Raw genomic sequence first — 23662 nt, 5'->3', positions numbered from 1 at the left:
TCAGCCTTCCCGGTCGCCGGCCTTGGCGTCAGTTGCATCCTTGTGGCGCAGATAGAGCCAGGGGACATGCGCCGGATCGAACTGCGAGCGATGATAGCGGTCAAAATAGGGCGGCATATGATCGCCGACGATCAATATGTCCGCAGCGGGAAAGTCCTTTGCCACAATTTCCTGCACCATCGCATTGTTGAAATCATGCCACATCACAAATTGGCGGCAGATTTGCGGGAAGGCCTTTTCCAGTTTCGGCGAGAGGCGTTCACAATCCTCATTATTCAGGTTCATCCCCGGTGGCACCGGCAAATGGGTGTTTACCGTCAGGAAATAGAGGAAGGTCGGCTTTGTCGCCTTTTTCAGCATGTCGGCCATCTGTTTGGGCACATCCCGGTCGCACGCGCCGGCAAAGACGCCGCCACAGTTGCGCGCACCGCGCTCGATCAGCAGCGGGCCGAACTCGGTCTTTTGAAAGCCGATATTAGGATACCATTGATCGCGTTCAAAAAAGCTGCCGATGAAACTGTGCATGGCATGGGTGGCATAGCCCTTGTTGGCGAGCCGCGCAGGCATGCAGTTGGAATCCTTTCGATCGACAAGATCGTAATAATCCCCCCAGCGCCCGCACAATTCGCGCACTTCGCCTGCGGTCGTGCTGACATAATAAGGGTTACGACCTTGCGAGAGATCGTAACGCGCACGGATTGCCGGATTATTCTTATATTCGGCAAAAAGCAGCCGCTGCATTTCGGCATTGCCGCGCGGAAGGCCGAGCGATTCGACCATCACGACAATGATGTGCCGCGTTCCATCAGCGCGCGCCTCAATCCCGCTCTGCACCGCACCGGACGAGAAATAGGCCCCTTCGGGTGCGATCCGCTTATAATGACCGCGCATGCCCTGGCCCATGGCATAGTCGGTCGCGGCCAACGCCACGATACCGCCCGCACCGGCAAGGATCAGCCAGGGTGTTTCGAAATTCTGGTCTTTGCGAAAGGCAAAATAGGCATAGACGAGCATCGCGACCAGCGCGGCGCCGACCAATATATATTCCAAACTGTTGCTCGGCTTGATCTCGGCAAAGAATTGCAGCGAATAGAGCAGTGATTTGATGCTGAGATTGAACAGCCCGCTGACGAAGGACAGCGTCGTCATCACGACCGTTGCCACATAGGTGCCATAGCGGAGCCAGAAGGGGAAACGCTTCACGATCAAGCCCAGTAGCCCGATTGCAACAATGTCGATCTGGCGCGGCGGTGCGCCGATATACCAGAGCAGCATGAAGCCGATATTCGGCAGGATCAACCAGCACAGCGCCCAATGCAGGAACCTTTTCTGTTCCTCATTTGGCGAAAAGCTGAACGGTGCACGCAAAGCAATATTGGTCATCGGAAAATGCCCCACTTCCTGATGGCGTAAACAGCCGTGAAACTGGTCCCCACGGCAAAAATCTTGGCAAGGAGCGGCGACGCGCCAAGCTGCGTTGCCAACGCAACGACCCCGCCGGTCAGCGCAAGCCCGATCAGTGCACTGATCGCAAAAAACACGCGCTGCCGCAGCAGCGCAGAGCCTGCCCGCACCTTGTCGGGAAAGACGATATGGGCGCTGATCGCCCAATGCACTGCAATCCCTGTTGCATAACCCAGCATCGATGCGGTGGCGGCATGAAGGCCGGCCGCATGGAGCATCAGATAAAAGAGCGTATCAACGCCAAGCGCGATCACACTGGCCGCAAAATAGCGGGTCAGCGTAAAACGCTGCCAGAGCCGCGCAAAGCTGTTGATCGCGACTTGCATCGCGGCTTAGGCCACCTTGCGCGGACATTCAGGCGCAACCCGCACCGGAACATCGCGTTCAGATGCCAGTGCGACGGCCTGGTCCTCGGTCAGCGCGACCTTGGCGGCTGCAGCAATCGCTTGCTGTTCGCCCTCGTCGCCGGCCTCATGATATTCGGCGTCTTCGTTGACGTTCCAGATATTGTAGATGCGCGCATTGGCCTCGATATTCTCGACGGTCAGCATCGCGGTCATCATCGCATGATCCTGGTTGTTATAGCGGTGCATGCCATTGCGGCCGACCATGTGCAGCGTCGGGTAACGGCTTTCCAGCTCATGGCGCATCGCTTCGACATTGGCGGCATAGGCATCGTCATAGACCGGATAGGCCTTTTCCTGTCGCACTACGGCACCGCCGATCACATCCTTGGGGTCGACAAGACCCAGGATTGCCAGTTCCTTTTTGGCAAGCTCGACCAGATCGGCGTCGCTTGACGACCAGAGGCCGTCACCTTCAAAGCAGAAATATTCTAGACCGACACAGGCAACCGACGGATCAGGAACCATTTCGGGCGACCAGCTGCGGAAATTCTGGATGCGGCCAACCTTGACCTTGCTGTCATGGATATAGATCCAGTTGTCGGGGAACAAATCATCCGACTTGATCATCACCGCAACGGTCAGGAAATCGCGATAGCGCAGATTGTCTGCCTGGAGCGAGCAGGCCGGAAGCGGATGGATACGGGCGGCGAGTTCGCGCATCGGCGCCGAACTGATCACATGGCGCGCACGGATCACCGCTTCACCGCCATCGGCCTTTGTCGCGGTCATGCGCCAATTGCCGTCACCATCCTGGGCGAGTTGTTTGAAGCTATGCCCCATCAAAACCTGATTGCCTTTGGCGACCACGAAATCGCGGGCTGCATCCCACATCATTCCCGGGCCAAGCCGCGGATAGCGGAAGGTTTCGAGCAAGGTCTTCGTTTCCATACCGTCATTGGGTTTTTTATTGAGGCCCAGACTGCGTTTCAGCCCGTCCAGTACCGCAGCCCCGAGCGAGAGCCCCTTGATGCGCTGCGCTGCCCAGTCGGACGACATTTCATTGCAGGGCATGCCCCACACCTTTTCGGTGTAGGTCTTGAAAAAGATCGAATAGAGTTTCCAGCCAAACTGATTGGTCGTCCAATCTTCGAAACTGCGCACCTGTTTGTTGGGAAATGCCTTCGCCTTGACATAGCTTGCCATGCACAAGGTCGAACGGACGATGCCCAGATTGAAAAGCGCTTCAAAGGCACGCAGCGGATAGCTGTAAAATTTGCCTTCATAATAGATGCGGCTCATCCGCGGACGCTGGATGAAATCGTCAGGCAGGATCTCGTTCCACAGATCGACCACTTCTTTCGACTTTGAAAAGAAGCGGTGCCCGCCAATGTCGAAGCGATAACCGTCAACCTCTACGGTGCGGCTGATCCCGCCGACATAACGTTCATCTTTTTCGATGACCGTGACATTATAACCCTTTTTGGAAAGCAGATAGGCTGCGGTCAGCCCTGCAGGCCCTGCGCCAATGATGGCCACATCGGCGATATCGTTCTGGCCCCTGTGCATCGCTTCATTTCCTCCAGCGAATTGTGTTGCAGCAAGCTGTGAAGGAAATTGGTTAACAGCCGGTTACCCCGGGCTTCAGACGCCCGACAGCGACCGGTCCGCGCAATTATCTTGCTTTTTTCCGCAAGTTCGTCCAAAGGGCAAACCAAGCGCAGGCAAAAGCGGTGCATACCGCCCAAGCAACGGCAGCGTGAGAGGTTGATGACGACCTTCCGCCGTGCACCCGCCGAGCGCATCCTAGAGGCCACCTTTTTCACGCGGGGTTGTTTCCAAGGGGTTGGCATTTCGCCTTCCCTTACACCCGCCTTTGCGCCGTGCGCGGATCATCCGCGTGCGCGTATCTGGCCTGTATTGAGAGAATATAATGTCCTATTTTGACGAACTGGGCCTTGCCCAGCCTATCCTGAAAGCGCTTCATGCTTCGGGTTATGATACCCCGACGCCGATCCAGATGCAGGCGATCCCGCCGCTGATGGAAGGCCGCGACCTGTGCGGTATCGCGCAGACCGGTACCGGCAAGACCGCAGCCTTTGCGCTGCCCTCGCTCCACCATTTTGCAACCAACATCAAACCGCGCGTGCCTTATGGCTGCCGGATGCTGGTCTTGTCGCCGACCCGCGAATTGGCCGCACAGATTGCGGAAAAGTTCCGCGATTATGGCAAATATCTGGGCCTGACCGTCCAGTGCGTTTTCGGCGGCATGCCGATCTTCACGCAAAAGAAGAAGCTGCAGGCCGGCACCGACATTCTGGTCGCAACGCCCGGCCGCCTGCTTGACCTGATCGAACAGCGCGCGCTCAGCCTGAAAGATGTCGAGATCTTCGTTCTTGATGAGGCCGACCAGATGATGGATCTGGGCTTCATCCACGCGCTGAAGCGGATTGATCTGCTGCTCCCCAAAAAGCGGCAGAGCCTGTTCTTTTCAGCCACCATGCCCAAGGCGATTGCCGAACTGGGCAACCGTTTCCTGAACAACCCTGTACGTGTTTCGGTAACGCCTGCCGCGACGACGGCGGAGCGCGTCGATCAGCATGTCGTGTTCGTCAATCAGGGCGAAAAGCAGGCGCTTTTGAACCATCGTCTCAAGGATGAGAGCATCGACCGCGCGCTGGTTTTCACCCGCACCAAGCATGGCGCGGACCGTGTCGTCCGCCATCTGGCAGGGGCCGGCATCAAGGCCGCCGCGATCCATGGCAATAAAAGCCAGGGTCAGCGCACCGCCGCAATGCAGGGTTTCCGCAGCGGGCATCTGAAAGTGCTGGTCGCGACCGATATCGCCGCACGCGGTATTGATGTGCCCGGCGTCAGCCATGTCTTCAATTATGAACTGCCCAATGTGCCCGACCAATATGTCCATCGCATCGGCCGCACCGCGCGTGCAGGTGCAGATGGCATCGCAGTTAGCTTTGTCTCCGATGACGAACGTGGCTATCTGAAGGATATTGAACGGCTGACCAAAATCCGTTTGACGCAGATCGGTCTGCCTGAAGGTTTCCGCCAGATGGTTGCCGAAATGCCCAAGCCGGTAGTCGCCAAGCGCGAGGAAGAACCGCGCCGCCATGGCGGGCGTCCCGGCGGTGAGCGCCAGGGCCAAGGCCGCCCCGGTGCGCGCAAACCCCGTCCGCAGCGCGAAAGCCAGTTGATGAGCCGCGACGGCTATGGCCGCGACGAACTCACGGTCTCTGCACCGCGCGACGACAACCGTGCCCCGCGCGCCGACAACCGCCCGGGCCACAAGCGCGGCGGTCCGCCGATCAGCGGCGGTGGACAAGGCCGTGATGGCGAACGCCCGCGCAACTATGGCCCCAAGCCAGCGGGTCTCGGCAAGTTCAAAACTGCGGTAAAACGCGCGCGGTAAAACGCGCATCGCATATTAGAAGACCACAGTGCCGGGCCGTTTCGACGGGCTCGGCACTATGATATTCATTTACCTCAATGCCGGAAATGGCGCATCCCGGTGAAGACCATCGCCAACCCTGCCTCGTCAGCGGCAGCGATGACTTCATCGTCGCGCATCGATCCACCCGGCTGGATGACCGCCGTCGCCCCAGCCTCAACCGCAGCCAACAAGCCATCGGCAAAGGGGAAGAAGGCGTCGGACGCAACCGCCGAGCCCAGCGTGCGCGGCGCATCCCAGCCATAGGTTTCAGCCGCCTCGCGCGCCTTGATTGCGGCGATGCGTGCACTGTCGCGGCGGTTCATCTGGCCAGCGCCAATCCCTGCCGTTGCGCCATCCTTTGCATAAACGATCGCATTTGATTTCACATGCTTGGCAACCGTCCAAGCAAAGCGGCAATCGGCCAGTTCCTGCGCACTTGGCGCGCGCTTCGTTACCACTTTGAAATCGCTGTCAGGCACAAAGCCATTGTCGCGTGACTGGACCAGAAGCCCACCGGTAATCGGCTTGATCGCCAATCCGCCGCGCTTTGGATCGGGCAGGTCTCCGGTCAGCAGCAGGCGCAAATTCTTCTTCTTTGCAAACACGGCTTTCGCTGCATCGTCGGCTGCGGGTGCGGCAACGACTTCGGTGAAAATTTCGGTGATCGCTTCGGCGGTGGCGCCATCCAGTGGCCGGTTGACCGCAACGATGCCGCCAAAGGCGGACACGCTGTCGCATTCCAGCGCCATGCGATAGGCGTCGATCAACGTGTCGGCACTGGCAACACCGCAGGGATTGGCATGTTTGACGATCACTACCGTCGGCGGCCCATCACGGAATTCGCTGACCAGTTCGAGCGCGGCATCGGCATCATTATAATTGTTGTAGCTCAGTTCCTTGCCCTGCACCTGTTCGGCCTGGGCGATCCCCGAGCCATGCGGGCCGACGGGAAGATAGAGCGCCGCTTTCTGATGCGGGTTTTCGCCATAGCGCAGTTCGGAGGAGCGATAGCCATTCACCGCCAGCATGTCTGGGAAGGTCTGCCCTTGGTCAGCAAAGGCGAACCATTGGCTGATCATGCCGTCATAGGCTGCCGTCGCGGCATAGGCCTTGGCGGCACATTTGCGGCGGAAATCATAGCTGGTGGCCCCGCCCGATTCCTCCATCTCGGCGATCAGTTCGTCATAATCGGCTGGATCGGTCAGGATGGTCACAAAGGCATGGTTCTTGGCCGCGCTGCGCACCATTGACGGCCCGCCAATGTCGATATTCTCGATGATCTCGTCACGGCTTGAACCCTTGGCGACCGTCTGCGCGAAGGGATAGAGGTTGACGACGACCAGGTCGATCGCGCCAATACCATGGTCCTTCATCGCGGCGGCATGTTCCGCATTGTCGCGCACTGCCAGCAAGCCGCCATGCACCTTGGGGTGCAGGGTCTTGACGCGGCCGTCCATCATTTCGGGAAAGCCGGTAAGGTCGCTGATATCCATGACCTTCAGCCCCGCTTCACGCAGCGTCTTGGCCGTACCGCCGGTCGACACCAGTTCGACATTCCGCTTGGCCAGCGCATGGCCCAGTTCGACCAATCCGGCCTTGTCCGACACTGACAACAGTGCCCGTTTGATCTTCACTTCGCTCATTTTACCTTATCCTATGAAACGCAATGCCCAGCCGATGGTCATGCCGCCCTTGGGCGCGGTCACACCGATCACAAGCTGGCGGGTCGGGTGTGGCCGGCCCAGTTCATCCACCCATATGCTGTCGTCGACCTCGATCGTACCGAGGGTCGTGATGAAACTCCAACTGCTGCCATCGATCAGCCGCATCACCACGCTGCGCCGGTCGTCGGCCAGCAGCAATTCGATATCGGGGCCGAGATGGAAGCGCAAATGCGCGTCAACTTCTTCGCGCGACTTATATTTGGCATGCGGCAGCAGCGTGTCTTCGCCGCGCAATTCCATGCCATCCGAACGCTGGATCAGCACGCGGTTATGAACGAAGCCATAGACGCGGGCATAGCCATCATGATTGGCCTCAATCCGGGTCGCCCGGTCAATATCGCGCCGTTCAAGGCCAACCTCAACCACGCCTGCACCCAATTGCCCCTTGGCAAGAAGCGCGGTCGAGTTGCTGTCGTCCACACAGAGTGTCGAATGGGCAGCAGTGGTTCGCAAGCCGCGTGCTAGGGCCGCCGGAATGTTCGCGCCAACAAGGCCAGCCCCGCCGCAATTGATGATGATCCGCTGCTTGGCAAAGCTGAACTCGAAAGCCAGCGTCGAGGCGCAGCCGACCAGCGCCTGTTTCGCATGTGGCGGCGGGCCTGCATCAACAAGCAGCACAGCCTGCCCCGCGCTGACCCGTTGATAGCCCCAGTCAAGCGCTTGGCGCAGCGGACGGGCGCGCACGCCGCTCGCCGCGACCAGCGCCTCGATCCGTTCGGCATCGATATGGCCCGTGCCCTGCCATGCACCCAAACCGCCGTCGGAATGGGTCAGGCCAAGCAGTGCCGGAATATTGCGCGCCAATGTTTCGCTGATGCAGGCGGGGGCTTGTTCCTGCCGTGCGGCATAGCATTGGCGCAGCATCGACAGCAGTGCGATCAATTCCATCAACTGCTGCGGCGAACGCGACAGCACCCCGCCATCGGGGAAAACCAGATCGGCCAGAGCGGCTTCAAGGCCATGTTCGCCCATGGCACGACGCGCCTTGCCCTCTGGCAGCAGGAGCGAGGCGGCAAGCACGCCGACCCAGCCGCAGACACGATCAAAAGGGCTGGTTGCCCGGATCGCCGACTGATCCAGATGGCGCGCACTGCGGGCAAAATGGCTGAGGATCTTCGAACGGTAGATGATTTCGCTGTTCGAAAGCAAAAGCGGCGCATGGCTCGCCATATTCAGAAAGCGCCAGGCGCAATTATCGATCCGCCAGGCAGGCATGCGCGGCTTTTCGCCATTGGCCGTCAGCCAGCGCTCGGCAATCTCGGCAGCAATGGGCGCACCTTCACCGCGATTGGCTGCACAGGCCAGATCCCGCAGCCAATCAAAGCGGTGGATATAGTCGGCAAAGGCCGGCGGCAGTGACAGATTGTCATAGTCGATCGTCGCAACCGCCTGCTCCATATCCTGAAACAGAAATTTGCCGATGCGAATTGCGGTGCCACGGGCATGGTCCCCAGCAAGCGGATCGTCGGGCACCGCCAGCAATTTCATCGGCAGCTTGCCGGTGATCCGCATCTTGTGAAGCGGCGTGCGCCAACTCAGCTGATAGAGCATCAGCGACACCCTGGCGGCGAGATTTTGCGCACGCCCGACGGGGCGCAGCACGAGACCTTTGCCGCCTGCGATATCGTCAGGGCGGTCGGCGTCTGCCATCAGTTAGTGGGCCCGGCCCTCAGGGCAGCGATGTTGGCGGCATAGGCAGAAGGACCGCCCTTAAAGGTCGCGGTGCCCGCAACCAGAGTATCGGCCCCTGCTGCTATGGCGAGTGGCGCGGTTTCGGTCGTGATCCCGCCATCCACCTCAAGCCGGATATCCTTGCCGGTCTTGTCGATCATTTTGCGGATCGCCTCGATCTTGCGCAGCTGGCTGTAAATGAAGCTCTGTCCGCCAAAACCGGGGTTCACGCTCATCACCAGTACAAGGTCGATATCCTCGATCAGATAATCGAGCATTTTCGCCGGCGTGTGCGGGTTAAGGACGATGCCTGCTTGCTTGCCGAGTGACTTGATCAGTTGCACCGTGCGGTGCGGATGGGGGCCGGCCTCCGGATGGAAGGAGATGATGTCGGCGCCAGCGTCAGCAAAATCCTTCACATATTGGTCAACCGGCGAGATCATCAGATGGACGTCAAAGGGTTTCGCGCTGTGCGGACGAAGCGCCTTTACCACTGCCGGGCCGATGGTGATGTTGGGAACGAAATGCCCATCCATCACATCAACATGGATCCAGTCACAGCCGGCCTCATCAATGGCGCGTACTTCTTCGCCAAGACGGGCAAAATCGGCGGAGAGGATCGAGGGGGCGATACGGACGGGAGAGCTCATGCCTGCCGCTTAGCGGCACTGGCCTGCAGGGGCAAGGCGAGCACCCGGTTACGCACAGCTAATCCACTGATTTATCCACCAGCTTGTCGGGAAAACAGCCCAAGCATGCCGGTCGTGCCGTTAAGGGCTTCGATCTGACCGAACCCCAGCTTCTCGCCGACGCGCACCGAGGCATGATTTTCGATATCGATGATGCAGCGGATTTCACGGTCGGGCAGTGTCGCATCGGCCCATTGCAGCACCGCGGCCATCGCCTCGGTTGCATAGCCCTTGCCCCATGCTTGATGGCTGAAGGCCCAGCCGGCTTCGGGAAAGCCTGTCAGACCGGCAATGCCGCGCTCCATCTGTGCCAGCCCGCCATTGCCCAGAAAAGCACCAGTCGCACGGTCGCAAAAGGCCCAATAGCCATAGCCGAATAGCGACCAAAACCCTGCGCCTTGCACAAATTTGATCCAGCTTTCCTGCCGGCTGCGCGGTTCCGGGCTGATAAACTGGGTCATGCGCGGATCGCCCCAGGCAGCCGCATAGCCCTCCCAGTGGCGCATCGACAGCGGCTCGATGATCAGCCTTTCGGTGGTAAGGGTGGGCGCAACTGTCTGCATAACGCGTGTGGCCTTAACCTTTGCGCTGCAGGCAGGCGATGAAAAATCCATCAAGTCCGCCCTGTTCGGCAAGCATGCCCGGCAATGTCCGCACATAGCCGTCGGCAGGATCAATGCCGCTGGGTAGCAAGGCAGGGTCAATAGGGGCCTTGGTAAAATCACCATGCCGCGCAAGGAAGCCATCGGCCTGCGCCTCACCCTCTTCAGGTTCTAGCGAACAGGTCGCATAGACCAGCGTCCCGCCCGGCTTTACCCATGAAGCTGCGCGGTCGAGCATTGCGGCTTGCAGTTCAGCGAGTTCGGCGATCTGGCGCGGCCCGATGCGGTGCAGCACATCGGGATGGCGGCGGAAGGTGCCGGTCGCGGTACAGGGGGCATCAAGCAGCACGGCATCAAATTGCTTGCCCGGTTCCCATGAAAGCAGATCACCAATGTTGGATTTGGCGCTGAACCCGGTGCGTTCCAGATTGGCGGAAAGCCGCTCCATCCGTTTGGCCGATTTGTCGAGCGCGGTTACATCCCAGCCCTGGCTTGCAAGCTGCATTGTCTTGCCCCCGGGTGCTGCACATAGGTCAAGTGCTTCGCGATGATTGCCCTGCCCCAAGAGCCGTACCGGCAGGCTGGCCGCCAGATCCTGCACCCACCAGGCCCCTTCGGCAAATCCCGGCAGGCTCTCCACCGCAACCCCGCGTGCAAGCCGGACATGGCCCGGCGCAAGGCTTTGTCCCTCCAGCTTTTCGGCCCATTCAGCCGTCATCGCCGGATCAGAAATCACAAGATCGAGCGCCGGCGGTTCGGCAAGCGCATGGCGCGCCGCGGCAACAACCGGCTTGCCCCACGCCTTGTCCCACCGTGCAGCCACAAGCGGCAGCAGCGTCGGCATGTCTGGCAGGCTGGGCTGCAGCCGCCAGAGCGATCCAAGTACGCCATGGACCAGTCGCCGCGGCCCACCTTCCAATAGCGGCAGCGCGGTTGCAATCGCGGCGTGCGGCGGGGTGCCCAGACGCAAGATCTGCACGACCGCCATACGCAATACCATTCGCGCCTTGGCATCATCGGCAAGCGGCAGCCTTGTCTGGCTGTCGATCAAAAGATCAAGATCGGGAAGCCAGCGCAGCACCTCCTGCGCGATCGCGATCGCCAGCGCCCGGTCGGCGGGCAGCAGGCCCTTGGCAAATCCACTCGCCGCCTGATCCAGTGGCTGGCCGGTACGCAATGCGGCATCGAGCATGCGCAATGCAGTGCGGCGGGCGGCAAGGCCGGTAGCGGTCGTCGGACGGGTGTTCATTGCCGCGCCTTAGGCCGACTGGCAGGCAAAGTCACCCGCTGCTGTGGGCCGTCAAAGCCATGGCCCCCCGCTTTTGCGGGAACGGCATGGGAAGCAGCTTTCGCTTGGCCTTCACCCAAGCGGATCGAGCGCGCTGCGCCGCGGCGTCTTTGCAACCTGGCTGGCACCCATCTGCTCGGCAAGCAGTTGCAGTTCAGCGATACGGTTTTCGGTCGCCGGATGGGTCGAGAACATTTCCGAGACATGGGTCGGCACGATGTAAAGCTGTGCTGCCGAAGGGTTGCGCGCGCTTACCGGATTGGGGATGGTCTGCGCTGCCCGCGAAATCTTGGACAGCGCAGATGCCAGCGCCAGCGGGTTGCCGCTGATTTCTGCGCCTGTGCGATCCGCACCATATTCGCGGGTGCGGCTGATCGCGAGTTGGACGATCATCGCTGCAAAGGGCGCGATGAAAACGGCAAGTAGCGCGGCGAGCCCATTGCGGTCATTGCCCCGGAAGAATAGCCCGAAATTGGCGAGCATGGAGAGCGCACCGGCAATCGTTGCCACCATCGTCATGATCAGCGTGTCGCGGTTTTTCACATGCGCCAGTTCGTGCGCCATCACGCCTTCCACCTCTTCGCGGCCGAGCATCGACAACAGGCCCGTGGTTGCGGCGACGGCTGCATTTTCCGGATTGCGCCCAGTGGCAAAGGCATTGGGATGCGGGCTGTCGATGATGTAAACGCGCGGCACAGGCATGTTCGCACGGCGTGCAAGATTGGCGACCATGCCGTAGAAATTCGGTTCACTGCTCGCATCAACCTGACGCGCATTGTGCATTTTGAGGACGATTTTGTCGGCGTTCCAATAAGTGAACAGGTTCATGCCCGCCGCAACCAGCAGCGACATTATCGCGCCGCCAGATCCACCCAGCGTATAGCCCAAAGCCATAAACAGGGCGGTGAGCGCTGCCAGCAACATTGTCGTCTTGAGCATATTCATCTTGATATCCTTCGTTCGAGCCCCAATGTGGCCTCCAGCAATGACGCTTTCAAGAATAGCGTAAGGAACAAAGCCATGGGCCAGCGCCCGCTACATGTGAAACCGCCCGCTTATTTGTCGGAAAGCCCGCCCGTGCCAGAGCCCAAAGAGGTTGCGCACGTACCTCTCCCAGATGCGGAGCGCCCGGATCCTGTGCGCTATGGCGACTGGGAGTTGAAGGGCATTGCGGTCGATTTCTAAACTGCGCCGCCAAATTCAATCGAGCGGTTAAACAGCGCTTGCGCTTCTAATAGCGCCCATTATTGCTCCTTTTCGAAGAGGAGAGACAATGTATTATGCCGAGCTGCGCGCGGTGCGCGAAGAATTGATTGGTCCGGGCGGTCCGTTCGAGATTGTCGAGACCCAAGTGCGCGGCGTTCCGATCCGGACCTATAAAAACCAGCCGCCCAGCATTCGCGAATTGTGGCTCTCGACTGCGGCTTATGCCGACCGCCCTTACATCATCTATGAAGATGAGCGGCTGAGCTATGCGCAATCGCATCTCCAAGTAAACGCAGTCGCCGCCTGGCTTGCGGCGCAGGGCGTGCAACCCGGCGACCGCGTCGCCATTGCGATGCGCAACTATCCCGAATGGATGCTGATCTATTGGGCCTGTGTGTCGACCGGCATTGCTGCTGTGGGCATGAACGCCTGGTGGACGCCAGAAGAAATGGCCTATGCCTTGAAGGATGCAGAGCCCAAGGCGCTCTTCCTTGATAGCGAGCGCTTGGCCCGTTTGCGCGAGAAACCGGCCATGGCAGACGGCATCAAGCTGGTGGGTGTGCGCACCGGCGATGCGGGTGCGGATGTTACGTCTTGGGCTGATGTAATCGCGCAGGGCGGGGATATGCCGGCCGTTACGGTCGATCCCGATAGTGATGCCTGCATCTTCTACACCTCGGGGACGACCGGCTTTCCCAAGGGCGCACAGCTCACTCATCGCGGCTGCGTCGCCAACCTGTTCAGCATGATGTATTCGACGGCTTCTTCGGCACTGTCGTTACAGGCGGCGACCGGCGAGGCACCGCCTGCGGTTCCGCCGATCCCGATCACGCTGATTACGACGCCGCTATTCCATGTGACCGCCAATAATTGTGCGGCCTATGGCGCAACGGCACCGGGTGGGGCGATTGTACTTATGTACCGCTGGGAGCCGGGCGAGGCGTTGAAGGTGATTGAGCGGGAGCGGGTGACAGGTTTGAGCGGCGTGCCAGTGATGGCGCGCGAGCTCATTACCCATCCTGATTTTGACAAATATGACACATCGACTTTGCTGGCGATATCGGGCGGCGGCGCGCAGGTGCCACCCGACCAGGTGGCGAAGATCGACCATGCAATCCCGAGCGCGCGGCCAACCACAGGCTATGGCATGACCGAGACTTGCGGGATCATCACCGCGCTGGGCGGCGACTTTTTTGTCGACCGGCCCGACAGTGCTGGCCCGGCCATGCCGGTCTTTGAAGCAAAATGCGTTGATGATGCCGGCGATGAGGTACCTTTGGGTGAGCTTGGTGAATTATGGGTACGCGGCGCGCAGGTGATCAAGGGCTATATCAACCGGGCAGATGCGACAGCTGAGACGATCACTGATGGCTGGCTGCATACAGGCGACATTGCGCGGATGGATGAGGATGGCTTCATCTATATTGTCGACCGCAAGAAGGACATGGTGTTGCGCGGTGGCGAGAATGTTTATTGCGCCGAAGTTGAGGCGGTCCTCTACCGCCATCCTGCGGTTGCCGAATGCAGCGTGTTTGGCGTGCCCGACGAACGGCTGGGCGAGGAGGTGGCGGCTGCGGTCTATCTGAAGCCTGGCGAGACCGCACTGCCCGATGAGATCCGCGCCGAGATGGCCAAGCACACGGCCCGGCATAAGCTACCGCGCTATATGTGGATCCTCGAAGAACCTTTGCCGCGCAATGCGAGCGGCAAGTTTTTGAAGCGAGAACTGCGCGATAGGCTGGATGTGGGGTCGGCGGGGTAGCCCCTATTGTCTGGGCGGTTCAGGATTGTATGACAGCACGCTTGTGCATCAGGAGAGGTGCTGGAGCGACTGCGCCAGCTCTAATCCAATTTCCAACCGCGAGGCTGTAGCACCGCAATCTGCGACATGTTAGTCTCCGGCGGCAAGCTTCAAGGCTGTACCTTGCGCGTTTTTTGGCGCTTTGCCAATTGCACATCCGTTCGTTGCCCCGCCAACAGATCATCCATGCTGCTGGCGGCAGGTTAGGGGAAGAGGGTAGAAAGTGCCTGTCCACACCGCAGCGCGATGCGGCATGGTATCACAAACCGCTATTTTGCTTATGGATCAGTTGCAAGCGGAGTACTGCGCTCAAAGCCTCATAGGCTTGGGACCAAACTGATCATTCCTTTTAGATAAGAAATGTCCCTGCATCTTGGGGCCGTTGTGTAGCGCGCGCCCTTATCAAATCGGATCAGGCCGACGCTCTGAAATTTTGGCACATGTATTTACCCGGCTTTGTTAATCCGCATTATTGATTGTGTTCACCGTACCTCCGAAAGCGAGTGAGCAAAAAATACTACGAATATGACCGTAATACCCAAGGCATTTTGGAGTTTTTTCCTGATCAGCATTGGGTTTGGAGTTTTAATATTCAGATTGGCTGTAATGGATTTTTTGGGAAAGGAAAAATTAACCAACTCGCGAGCATTGTTAACCGGAATTTAAACGCAGCTTCGCGTTTGCGTTCAGTTAAAGGACTCCGGCACCATGATTAACCTTAGGCTAAAAAGTCAAAATCCGACCGTATTGACCGATGAAGTTCTCAATGGTGGCGCCGCCGCCGACGAGTTGTCAGGAGGTGAAGGCGACGACAGCCTAGCTGGCGGATCTGGAGATGATTACATCACCGGCCTGCAGGGGGACGATCGACTTTTTGGTGAAGCGGGCAACGACGTTTTGGAGGGCGCCGATGGGGACGACGTGCTTTCAGGCGGCTCTGGTAATGATGTGCTCTTGGGGAATGGCGGAAACGATAGCCTGACCGGCGGCTCTGGCAACGACATATTTGTCTTTGGCAATGGCGACACCGTTACCGACTTCAACATCGGAGAAGACCTGATTGACATCAGTCTTTTGGGCGTAACGGCCGACACTTTTACTGCATCAGTTTCGATCACTGCAGTTAACGGTGGCGCACGCATCACCATCAATGGTGAATCGATGATTCTTTTAAACATCGATCATTCGGCTTTGTCTGTGGCAAATTTCGGCCTCCAGATCGATGCAAACGCTCCAATAGTTGACGTGCCTGCGCCCCCGGTTGCAGATGAGATAGTTGACCAATCTATCCAGGGAACCAGTTCCTTTGACGAAATCTTTGGTGGCGAAGGTGATGACACCGTAGCTGGCGGATCTGGCGATGATTACATCGCAGGTCTGCAGGGTAACGATCAACTTTTTGGTGAATCTGGCAACGACGTTTTGGAGGGCGGCGATGGGGACGACGCACTTTCAGGCGGCTCTGGTAACGATCTTCTCTTGGGGGATGTCGGAAACGATAGCCTGACCGGCGGCTCTGGCAACGACATATTTGTCTTTGGCCATGGTGACACCGTTACCGACTTCAACATCGGGGAAGACCTGATTGACATCAGTCTTCTGGGCGTAACGGCCGAGAATTTTGCTGCATTAGTTTCGATCACTACAGTTAGCGGTGGCGCACGCATCACCATCGGTGATGAATCGATGATTCTTTTAAACATCGATGGTTCGGCTTTGACCGCGGCCAGTTTCGGCCTGCAGATCGATGCAAACGCTCCAATTGGAGGCCCGCCAACGTCTCCGGTTGCAAATGAGATCGTGGACCAGGCCATCCGGGGAAGCGGTGCTCTTGACGATCTCCTTGGTGGCGCAGGTGATGACACCATAGCCGGCGGATCTGGTGATGATTACCTCGCAGGTCTGCAGGGTGACGATCGACTTTTTGGTGGATCGGGTAGTGATCTGTTAGAGGGCGGCGAGGGCAACGACACGCTTTCAGGCGGTTCTGACAATGACTATCTCGATGGTAATTTAGGAAACGATAGCCTTACCGGTGGTTCTGGGAACGACATATTTGCCTTTGGCCATGGCGACACGATTACCGACTTCAGCATCGGAGAAGACCTGATTGACCTCAGTCTTCTGGGCGTAACGGCCGAGAATTTTGCTACATCAGTTTCGATTACTGCAGTTAATGGCGGCGCACGGATCACTATCGGTACTGAATCGATGATGCTTGCCAACACTGATAGTTCCGCGCTTACCTTGGCAAGCTTCGTTCTTCAACCAAGCGTCAATGAAGATACAGCCTGGATCTATAAGGTTGCTGCCGATGCCTTCAGCGATGTCGATGCCGACACATTTACCTACACGGCAACGCTCGCCAATGGCGACCCGCTGCCGGCTTGGCTCAGCTTTGTTGCGGCAACCCGTACCTTTAGCGGAACACCGTCTCAGGATTTCAACGGTAATATCAGCCTCACCGTCACAGCCTCAGATGGCAGCACAAGTGTATCGGATACATTCGTTCTCACCGTGAACCCGGTCGAAGACGAAGCAACCGGCACGCTTGCCGTCACCGGCACGGCTGAAGAAGGCGGCACCGTCAGTGCGGACCTTGTGGCAACCGATGCGGATGGCGCGGTTACGACCAGCTATCAGTGGCAGATCTCATCTGACGGCAGCAACTGGACCGACCTCTCGGGCGCGACGGCTGCAACCTATCAGATTGCATCGGATCAGAGCCAGGTCGGCCAGTCCCTGCGTGTGGTGGCAACAACCACCGATGCGCTGAACGGAACGACCGTGTTCACCAGCGAGCCGACTGCGGCGATCGCCAACGTCGAAGACGAAGCAACCGGCACGCTTGCCGTCACCGGCACGGCTGAAGAAGGCGGCACCGTCAGTGCGGACCTTGTGGCAACCGATGCGGATGGCGCGGTTACGACCAGCTATCAGTGGCAGATCTCATCTGACGGCAGCAACTGGACCGACCTCTCGGGCGCGACGGCTGCAACCTATCAGATTGCATCGGATCAGAGCCAGGTCGGCCAGTCCCTGCGTGTGGTGGCAACAACCACCGATGCGCTGAACGGAACGACCGTGTTCACCAGCGAGCCGACTGCGGCGATCGCCAACGTCGAAGACGAAGCAACCGGCACGCTTGCCGTCACCGGCACGGCTGAAGAAGGCGGCACCGTCAGTGCGGACCTTGTGGCAACCGATGCGGATGGCGCGGTTACGACCAGCTATCAGTGGCAGATCTCATCTGACGGCAGCAACTGGACCGACCTCTCGGGCGCGACGGCTGCAACCTATCAGATTGCATCGGATCAGAGCCAGGTCGGCCAGTCCCTGCGTGTGGTGGCAACAACCACCGATGCGCTGAACGGAACGACCGTGTTCACCAGCGAGCCGACTGCGGCGATCGCCAACGTCGAAGACGAAGCAACCGGCACGCTTGCCGTCACCGGCACGGCTGAAGAAGGCGGCACCGTCAGTGCGGACCTTGTGGCAACCGATGCGGATGGCGCGGTTACGACCAGCTATCAGTGGCAGATCTCATCTGACGGCAGCAACTGGACCGACCTCTCGGGCGCGACGGCTGCAACCTATCAGATTGCATCGGATCAGAGCCAGGTCGGCCAGTCCCTGCGTGTGGTGGCAACAACCACCGATGCGCTGAACGGAACGACCGTGTTCACCAGCGAGCCGACTGCGGCGATCGCCAACGTCGAAGACGAAGCAACCGGCACGCTTGCCGTCACCGGCACGGCTGAAGAAGGCGGCACCGTCAGTGCGGACCTTGTGGCAACCGATGCGGATGGCGCGGTTACGACCAGCTATCAGTGGCAGATCTCATCTGACGGCAGCAACTGGACCGACCTCTCGGGCGCGACGGCTGCAACCTATCAGATTGCATCGGATCAGAGCCAGGTCGGCCAGTCCCTGCGTGTGGTGGCAACAACCACCGATGCGCTGAACGGAACGACCGTGTTCACCAGCGAGCCGACTGCGGCGATCGCCAACGTCGAAGACGAAGCAACCGGCACGCTTGCCGTCACCGGCACGGCTGAAGAAGGCGGCACCGTCAGTGCGGACCTTGTGGCAACCGATGCGGATGGCGCGGTTACGACCAGCTATCAGTGGCAGATCTCATCTGACGGCAGCAACTGGACCGACCTCTCGGGCGCGACGGCTGCAACCTATCAGATTGCATCGGATCAGAGCCAGGTCGGCCAGTCCCTGCGTGTGGTGGCAACAACCACCGATGCGCTGAACGGAACGACCGTGTTCACCAGCGAGCCGACTGCGGCGATCGCCAACGTCGAAGACGAAGCAACCGGCACGCTTGCCGTCACCGGCACGGCTGAAGAAGGCGGCACCGTCAGTGCGGACCTTGTGGCAACCGATGCGGATGGCGCGGTTACGACCAGCTATCAGTGGCAGATCTCATCTGACGGCAGCAACTGGACCGACCTCTCGGGCGCGACGGCTGCAACCTATCAGATTGCATCGGATCAGAGCCAGGTCGGCCAGTCCCTGCGTGTGGTGGCAACAACCACCGATGCGCTGAACGGAACGACCGTGTTCACCAGCGAGCCGACTGCGGCGATCGCCAACGTCGAAGACGAAGCAACCGGCACGCTTGCCGTCACCGGCACGGCTGAAGAAGGCGGCACCGTCAGTGCGGACCTTGTGGCAACCGATGCGGATGGCGCGGTTACGACCAGCTATCAGTGGCAGATCTCATCTGACGGCAGCAACTGGACCGACCTCTCGGGCGCGACGGCTGCAACCTATCAGATTGCATCGGATCAGAGCCAGGTCGGCCAGTCCCTGCGTGTGGTGGCAACAACCACCGATGCGCTGAACGGAACGACCGTGTTCACCAGCGAGCCGACTGCGGCGATCGCCAACGTCGAAGACGAAGCAACCGGCACGCTTGCCGTCACCGGCACGGCTGAAGAAGGCGGCACCGTCAGTGCGGACCTTGTGGCAACCGATGCGGATGGCGCGGTTACGACCAGCTATCAGTGGCAGATCTCATCTGACGGCAGCAACTGGACCGACCTCTCGGGCGCGACGGCTGCAACCTATCAGATTGCATCGGATCAGAGCCAGGTCGGCCAGTCCCTGCGTGTGGTGGCAACAACCACCGATGCGCTGAACGGAACGACCGTGTTCACCAGCGAGCCGACTGCGGCGATCGCCAACGTCGAAGACGAAGCAACCGGCACGCTTGCCGTCACCGGCACGGCTGAAGAAGGCGGCACCGTCAGTGCGGACCTTGTGGCAACCGATGCGGATGGCGCGGTTACGACCAGCTATCAGTGGCAGATCTCATCTGACGGCAGCAACTGGACCGACCTCTCGGGCGCGACGGCTGCAACCTATCAGATTGCATCGGATCAGAGCCAGGTCGGCCAGTCCCTGCGTGTGGTGGCAACAACCACCGATGCGCTGAACGGAACGACCGTGTTCACCAGCGAGCCGACTGCGGCGATCGCCAACGTCGAAGACGAAGCAACCGGCACGCTTGCCGTCACCGGCACGGCTGAAGAAGGCGGCACCGTCAGTGCGGACCTTGTGGCAACCGATGCGGATGGCGCGGTTACGACCAGCTATCAGTGGCAGATCTCATCTGACGGCAGCAACTGGACCGACCTCTCGGGCGCGACGGCTGCAACCTATCAGATTGCATCGGATCAGAGCCAGGTCGGCCAGTCCCTGCGTGTGGTGGCAACAACCACCGATGCGCTGAACGGAACGACCGTGTTCACCAGCGAGCCGACTGCGGCGATCGCCAACGTCGAAGACGAAGCAACCGGCACGCTTGCCGTCACCGGCACGGCTGAAGAAGGCGGCACCGTCAGTGCGGACCTTGTGGCAACCGATGCGGATGGCGCGGTTACGACCAGCTATCAGTGGCAGATCTCATCTGACGGCAGCAACTGGACCGACCTCTCGGGCGCGACGGCTGCAACCTATCAGATTGCATCGGATCAGAGCCAGGTCGGCCAGTCCCTGCGTGTGGTGGCAACAACCACCGATGCGCTGAACGGAACGACCGTGTTCACCAGCGAGCCGACTGCGGCGATCGCCAACGTCGAAGACGAAGCAACCGGCACGCTTGCCGTCACCGGCACGGCTGAAGAAGGCGGCACCGTCAGTGCGGACCTTGTGGCAACCGATGCGGATGGCGCGGTTACGACCAGCTATCAGTGGCAGATCTCATCTGACGGCAGCAACTGGACCGACCTCTCGGGCGCGACGGCTGCAACCTATCAGATTGCATCGGATCAGAGCCAGGTCGGCCAGTCCCTGCGTGTGGTGGCAACAACCACCGATGCGCTGAACGGAACGACCGTGTTCACCAGCGAGCCGACTGCGGCGATCGCCAACGTCGAAGACGAAGCAACCGGCACGCTTGCCGTCACCGGCACGGCTGAAGAAGGCGGCACCGTCAGTGCGGACCTTGTGGCAACCGATGCGGATGGCGCGGTTACGACCAGCTATCAGTGGCAGATCTCATCTGACGGCAGCAACTGGACCGACCTCTCGGGCGCGACGGCTGCAACCTATCAGATTGCATCGGATCAGAGCCAGGTCGGCCAGTCCCTGCGTGTGGTGGCAACAACCACCGATGCGCTGAACGGAACGACCGTGTTCACCAGCGAGCCGACTGCGGCGATCGCCAACGTCGAAGACGAAGCAACCGGCACGCTTGCCGTCACCGGCACGGCTGAAGAAGGCGGCACCGTCAGTGCGGACCTTGTGGCAACCGATGCGGATGGCGCGGTTACGACCAGCTATCAGTGGCAGATCTCATCTGACGGCAGCAACTGGACCGACCTCTCGGGCGCGACGGCTGCAACCTATCAGATTGCATCGGATCAGAGCCAGGTCGGCCAGTCCCTGCGTGTGGTGGCAACAACCACCGATGCGCTGAACGGAACGACCGTGTTCACCAGCGAGCCGACTGCGGCGATCGCCAACGTCGAAGACGAAGCAACCGGCACGCTTGCCGTCACCGGCACGGCTGAAGAAGGCGGCACCGTCAGTGCGGACCTTGTGGCAACCGATGCGGATGGCGCGGTTACGACCAGCTATCAGTGGCAGATCTCATCTGACGGCAGCAACTGGACCGACCTCTCGGGCGCGACGGCTGCAACCTATCAGATTGCATCGGATCAGAGCCAGGTCGGCCAGTCCCTGCGTGTGGTGGCAACAACCACCGATGCGCTGAACGGAACGACCGTGTTCACCAGCGAGCCGACTGCGGCGATCGCCAACGTCGAAGACGAAGCAACCGGCACGCTTGCCGTCACCGGCACGGCTGAAGAAGGCGGCACCGTCAGTGCGGACCTTGTGGCAACCGATGCGGATGGCGCGGTTACGACCAGCTATCAGTGGCAGATCTCATCTGACGGCAGCAACTGGACCGACCTCTCGGGCGCGACGGCTGCAACCTATCAGATTGCATCGGATCAGAGCCAGGTCGGCCAGTCCCTGCGTGTGGTGGCAACAACCACCGATGCGCTGAACGGAACGACCGTGTTCACCAGCGAGCCGACTGCGGCGATCGCCAACGTCGAAGACGAAGCAACCGGCACGCTTGCCGTCACCGGCACGGCTGAAGAAGGCGGCACCGTCAGTGCGGACCTTGTGGCAACCGATGCGGATGGCGCGGTTACGACCAGCTATCAGTGGCAGATCTCATCTGACGGCAGCAACTGGACCGACCTCTCGGGCGCGACGGCTGCAACCTATCAGATTGCATCGGATCAGAGCCAGGTCGGCCAGTCCCTGCGTGTGGTGGCAACAACCACCGATGCGCTGAACGGAACGACCGTGTTCACCAGCGAGCCGACTGCGGCGATCGCCAACGTCGAAGACGAAGCAACCGGCACGCTTGCCGTCACCGGCACGGCTGAAGAAGGCGGCACCGTCAGTGCGGACCTTGTGGCAACCGATGCGGATGGCGCGGTTACGACCAGCTATCAGTGGCAGATCTCATCTGACGGCAGCAACTGGACCGACCTCTCGGGCGCGACGGCTGCAACCTATCAGATTGCATCGGATCAGAGCCAGGTCGGCCAGTCCCTGCGTGTGGTGGCAACAACCACCGATGCGCTGAACGGAACGACCGTGTTCACCAGCGAGCCGACTGCGGCGATCGCCAACGTCAATGACGCGCCCATCGTCTCTGCCGTGATTGCCGATCAGGTCAGTGCTGAGAACACAGCCTGGAGCTATACGGTTCCGGCAGGCACGTTCACGGATGTCGATGGCGATACGCTTACCTACACAGCAACGCTGGCCAATGGTGACCCGCTGCCGACATGGCTGAACTTTAATGCAGCAACCCGCACCTTCTCGGGCATGCCGCCGTTCAACTTTACCGCCGATTATAGTCTGGCCGTCACAGCCTCAGATGGGAGCACAAGCGTATCGGATAGTTTCGTTCTCACCGTCAATGCGGTCAACAACGCACCGGTAGTTGACGTGCCAGTGCCGCCTGCTGAACCGCCGCCGCCTGTTGTTGACGTGCCAGTACCGCCTGCTCAACCGACGCCGCCGCCCGTTGTTAACGTGCCAGTGCCGCCTACTCAACCGACGCCGCCGCCCGTTGTTGACGTGCCAGTGCCGCCTACTCAACCGACGCCGCCGCCCGTTGTTGACGTGCCAGTGCCGCCTACTCAACCGACGCTGCCACCGACCTCATCAGAAGTTTCCATTGACCCTAAAGTTAATACGGCCGGAACGAAACGTGCTGACACGCTTACAGGCACTTCCACTGATGACCAATTATTTGGCAAAAAGGGCAACGACAGTCTTTTCGGTATGCTTGGAAACGACAAACTCGACGGCGGAAAGGGTCATGATAAACTATGGGGTGGTCAGGGCAATGACACATTGCTTGGCGGAAACGGCAATGACTATCTTGATGGTGGCGCCGGCGCAGACACCCTAACCGGTGGCAAGGGGAAGGATACCTTCAAATTTGGTGCTGGGGATAGTGTATTGGATTTCCAGTCCGGGACAGATCTGATTGACCTACAAGGCTTTGGAGTCACTGCTGCGAACTTCAACGAAAAAGCTAAAATTGTGAACGAGGGAGGAGCAATAAAATTGCTTGTGGGCGAAGCTACTATGAAAATTTTTGGCTCCAATTCTATTGATGTCGATGATTTTATATTCGGAGCGGAGAATGATATAAGTAGCTTGTTGAACGAAGTATTACCTATCGTAAACAGCGCCGACACCAGTGGCGGTGATATGAAAGGTGGCGGTGATATGAAAGAGGGTGTATCCGTTGCTGAACCAGACAATGATGATGAAAAAATCGGCGTCTCATATGGTTATATTGACGCTCCATTTGGCTGGGGCAATATTCCGCAATCGGATTTCGCCATACCCTTAATCTAGGCTCAGGCCCT

Annotated in this window: 13 protein-coding genes; 4 read left to right on the top strand and 9 right to left on the bottom strand. The window is 59.5% G+C overall.

The window, feature by feature from the left end; translation table 11 throughout:
* Genes RSE16_03785 through RSE16_03775 form a run of 3 tightly spaced genes read right to left on the bottom strand, consistent with a single transcriptional unit; the run spans position 1 to position 3377 of the window.
* Positions 1–1383 carry a sulfatase-like hydrolase/transferase gene (locus RSE16_03785; GenBank protein ID WRH76598.1) on the bottom strand — a complete coding sequence of 461 codons (1383 nt, stop codon included), beginning with the start codon at positions 1381–1383 and terminating at the stop codon, positions 1–3.
* The gene (locus tag RSE16_03780) at positions 1380–1790 is read right to left on the bottom strand and encodes a GtrA family protein (protein ID WRH76597.1); all 411 of its coding nucleotides are present in this window, start codon (positions 1788–1790) and stop codon (positions 1380–1382) included. Before RSE16_03780 ends, RSE16_03785 begins: the two co-directional genes overlap by 4 nt.
* Before the next feature lie 6 nt (positions 1791–1796).
* Positions 1797–3377, bottom strand: coding sequence for an NAD(P)/FAD-dependent oxidoreductase (locus tag RSE16_03775; GenBank protein WRH76596.1), 1581 nt, complete (start codon positions 3375–3377; stop codon positions 1797–1799).
* Positions 3378–3741: 364 nt separating this feature from the next.
* On the opposite strand from RSE16_03775, the gene RSE16_03770 reads away from it, so the two are divergent.
* On the top strand, positions 3742–5235 hold the full coding sequence (locus RSE16_03770; GenBank protein WRH76595.1) for a DEAD/DEAH box helicase: 1494 nt from the start codon (positions 3742–3744) through the stop codon (positions 5233–5235).
* 74 nt (positions 5236–5309) lie between these two features.
* Here the strand turns inward: RSE16_03770 and purH are convergent, their stop codons facing one another.
* The 6 genes from purH to htpX all read right to left on the bottom strand — a co-directional run bounded on the left by purH (position 5310) and on the right by htpX (position 12175).
* Positions 5310–6899: a bifunctional phosphoribosylaminoimidazolecarboxamide formyltransferase/IMP cyclohydrolase gene (gene purH, locus RSE16_03765; protein WRH76594.1), complete on the bottom strand. Its 1590-nt coding sequence runs from the start codon at positions 6897–6899 to the stop codon at positions 5310–5312.
* A gap of 6 nt (positions 6900–6905) precedes the next feature.
* Positions 6906–8630 carry a heparinase II/III family protein gene (locus RSE16_03760; protein ID WRH76593.1) on the bottom strand — a complete coding sequence of 575 codons (1725 nt, stop codon included), beginning with the start codon at positions 8628–8630 and terminating at the stop codon, positions 6906–6908.
* On the bottom strand, positions 8630–9301 hold the full coding sequence (gene rpe / locus RSE16_03755; protein WRH76592.1) for a ribulose-phosphate 3-epimerase: 672 nt from the start codon (positions 9299–9301) through the stop codon (positions 8630–8632). Before rpe ends, RSE16_03760 begins: the two co-directional genes overlap by 1 nt.
* A 71-nt stretch (positions 9302–9372) precedes the next feature.
* Positions 9373–9903 (bottom strand): GNAT family N-acetyltransferase, encoded by a 531-nt coding sequence (locus RSE16_03750; protein WRH76591.1) that lies wholly within the window; start codon positions 9901–9903, stop codon positions 9373–9375.
* A 13-nt stretch (positions 9904–9916) separates the two neighbouring features.
* Positions 9917–11191 (bottom strand): RsmB/NOP family class I SAM-dependent RNA methyltransferase, encoded by a 1275-nt coding sequence (locus RSE16_03745; GenBank protein WRH76590.1) that lies wholly within the window; start codon positions 11189–11191, stop codon positions 9917–9919.
* A 111-nt stretch (positions 11192–11302) separates the two neighbouring features.
* Positions 11303–12175, bottom strand: coding sequence for a zinc metalloprotease HtpX (htpX, locus tag RSE16_03740; GenBank protein ID WRH76589.1), 873 nt, complete (start codon positions 12173–12175; stop codon positions 11303–11305).
* A gap of 75 nt (positions 12176–12250) precedes the next feature.
* Between htpX and RSE16_03735 the strand changes: the two genes are divergently transcribed.
* The 3 genes from RSE16_03735 (at position 12251) to RSE16_03725 (ending at position 23651) form a co-directional block, all read left to right on the top strand.
* On the top strand, positions 12251–12415 hold the full coding sequence (locus RSE16_03735; protein ID WRH76588.1) for a DUF1674 domain-containing protein: 165 nt from the start codon (positions 12251–12253) through the stop codon (positions 12413–12415).
* Between the two features lie 88 nt (positions 12416–12503).
* Entirely contained in the window at positions 12504–14198 is a 1695-nt protein-coding gene (locus RSE16_03730; protein WRH76587.1) for a class I adenylate-forming enzyme family protein, read from the top strand.
* Between the two features lie 786 nt (positions 14199–14984).
* Complete coding sequence (locus RSE16_03725; protein ID WRH76586.1) at positions 14985–23651, top strand: putative Ig domain-containing protein; 8667 nt, start codon at positions 14985–14987, stop codon at positions 23649–23651.
* Positions 23652–23662: the final 11 nt, after the last annotated feature.

The organism is Sphingobium sp. (genome assembly GCA_035196065.1).
In the GTDB taxonomy this organism is placed as follows: Bacteria; Pseudomonadota; Alphaproteobacteria; order Sphingomonadales; family Sphingomonadaceae; genus Sphingorhabdus_B; species Sphingorhabdus_B rara.
The sequence above is the reverse complement of the archived record's forward strand: the minus strand, read 5'-3'. Positions and strand labels throughout refer to the sequence as shown.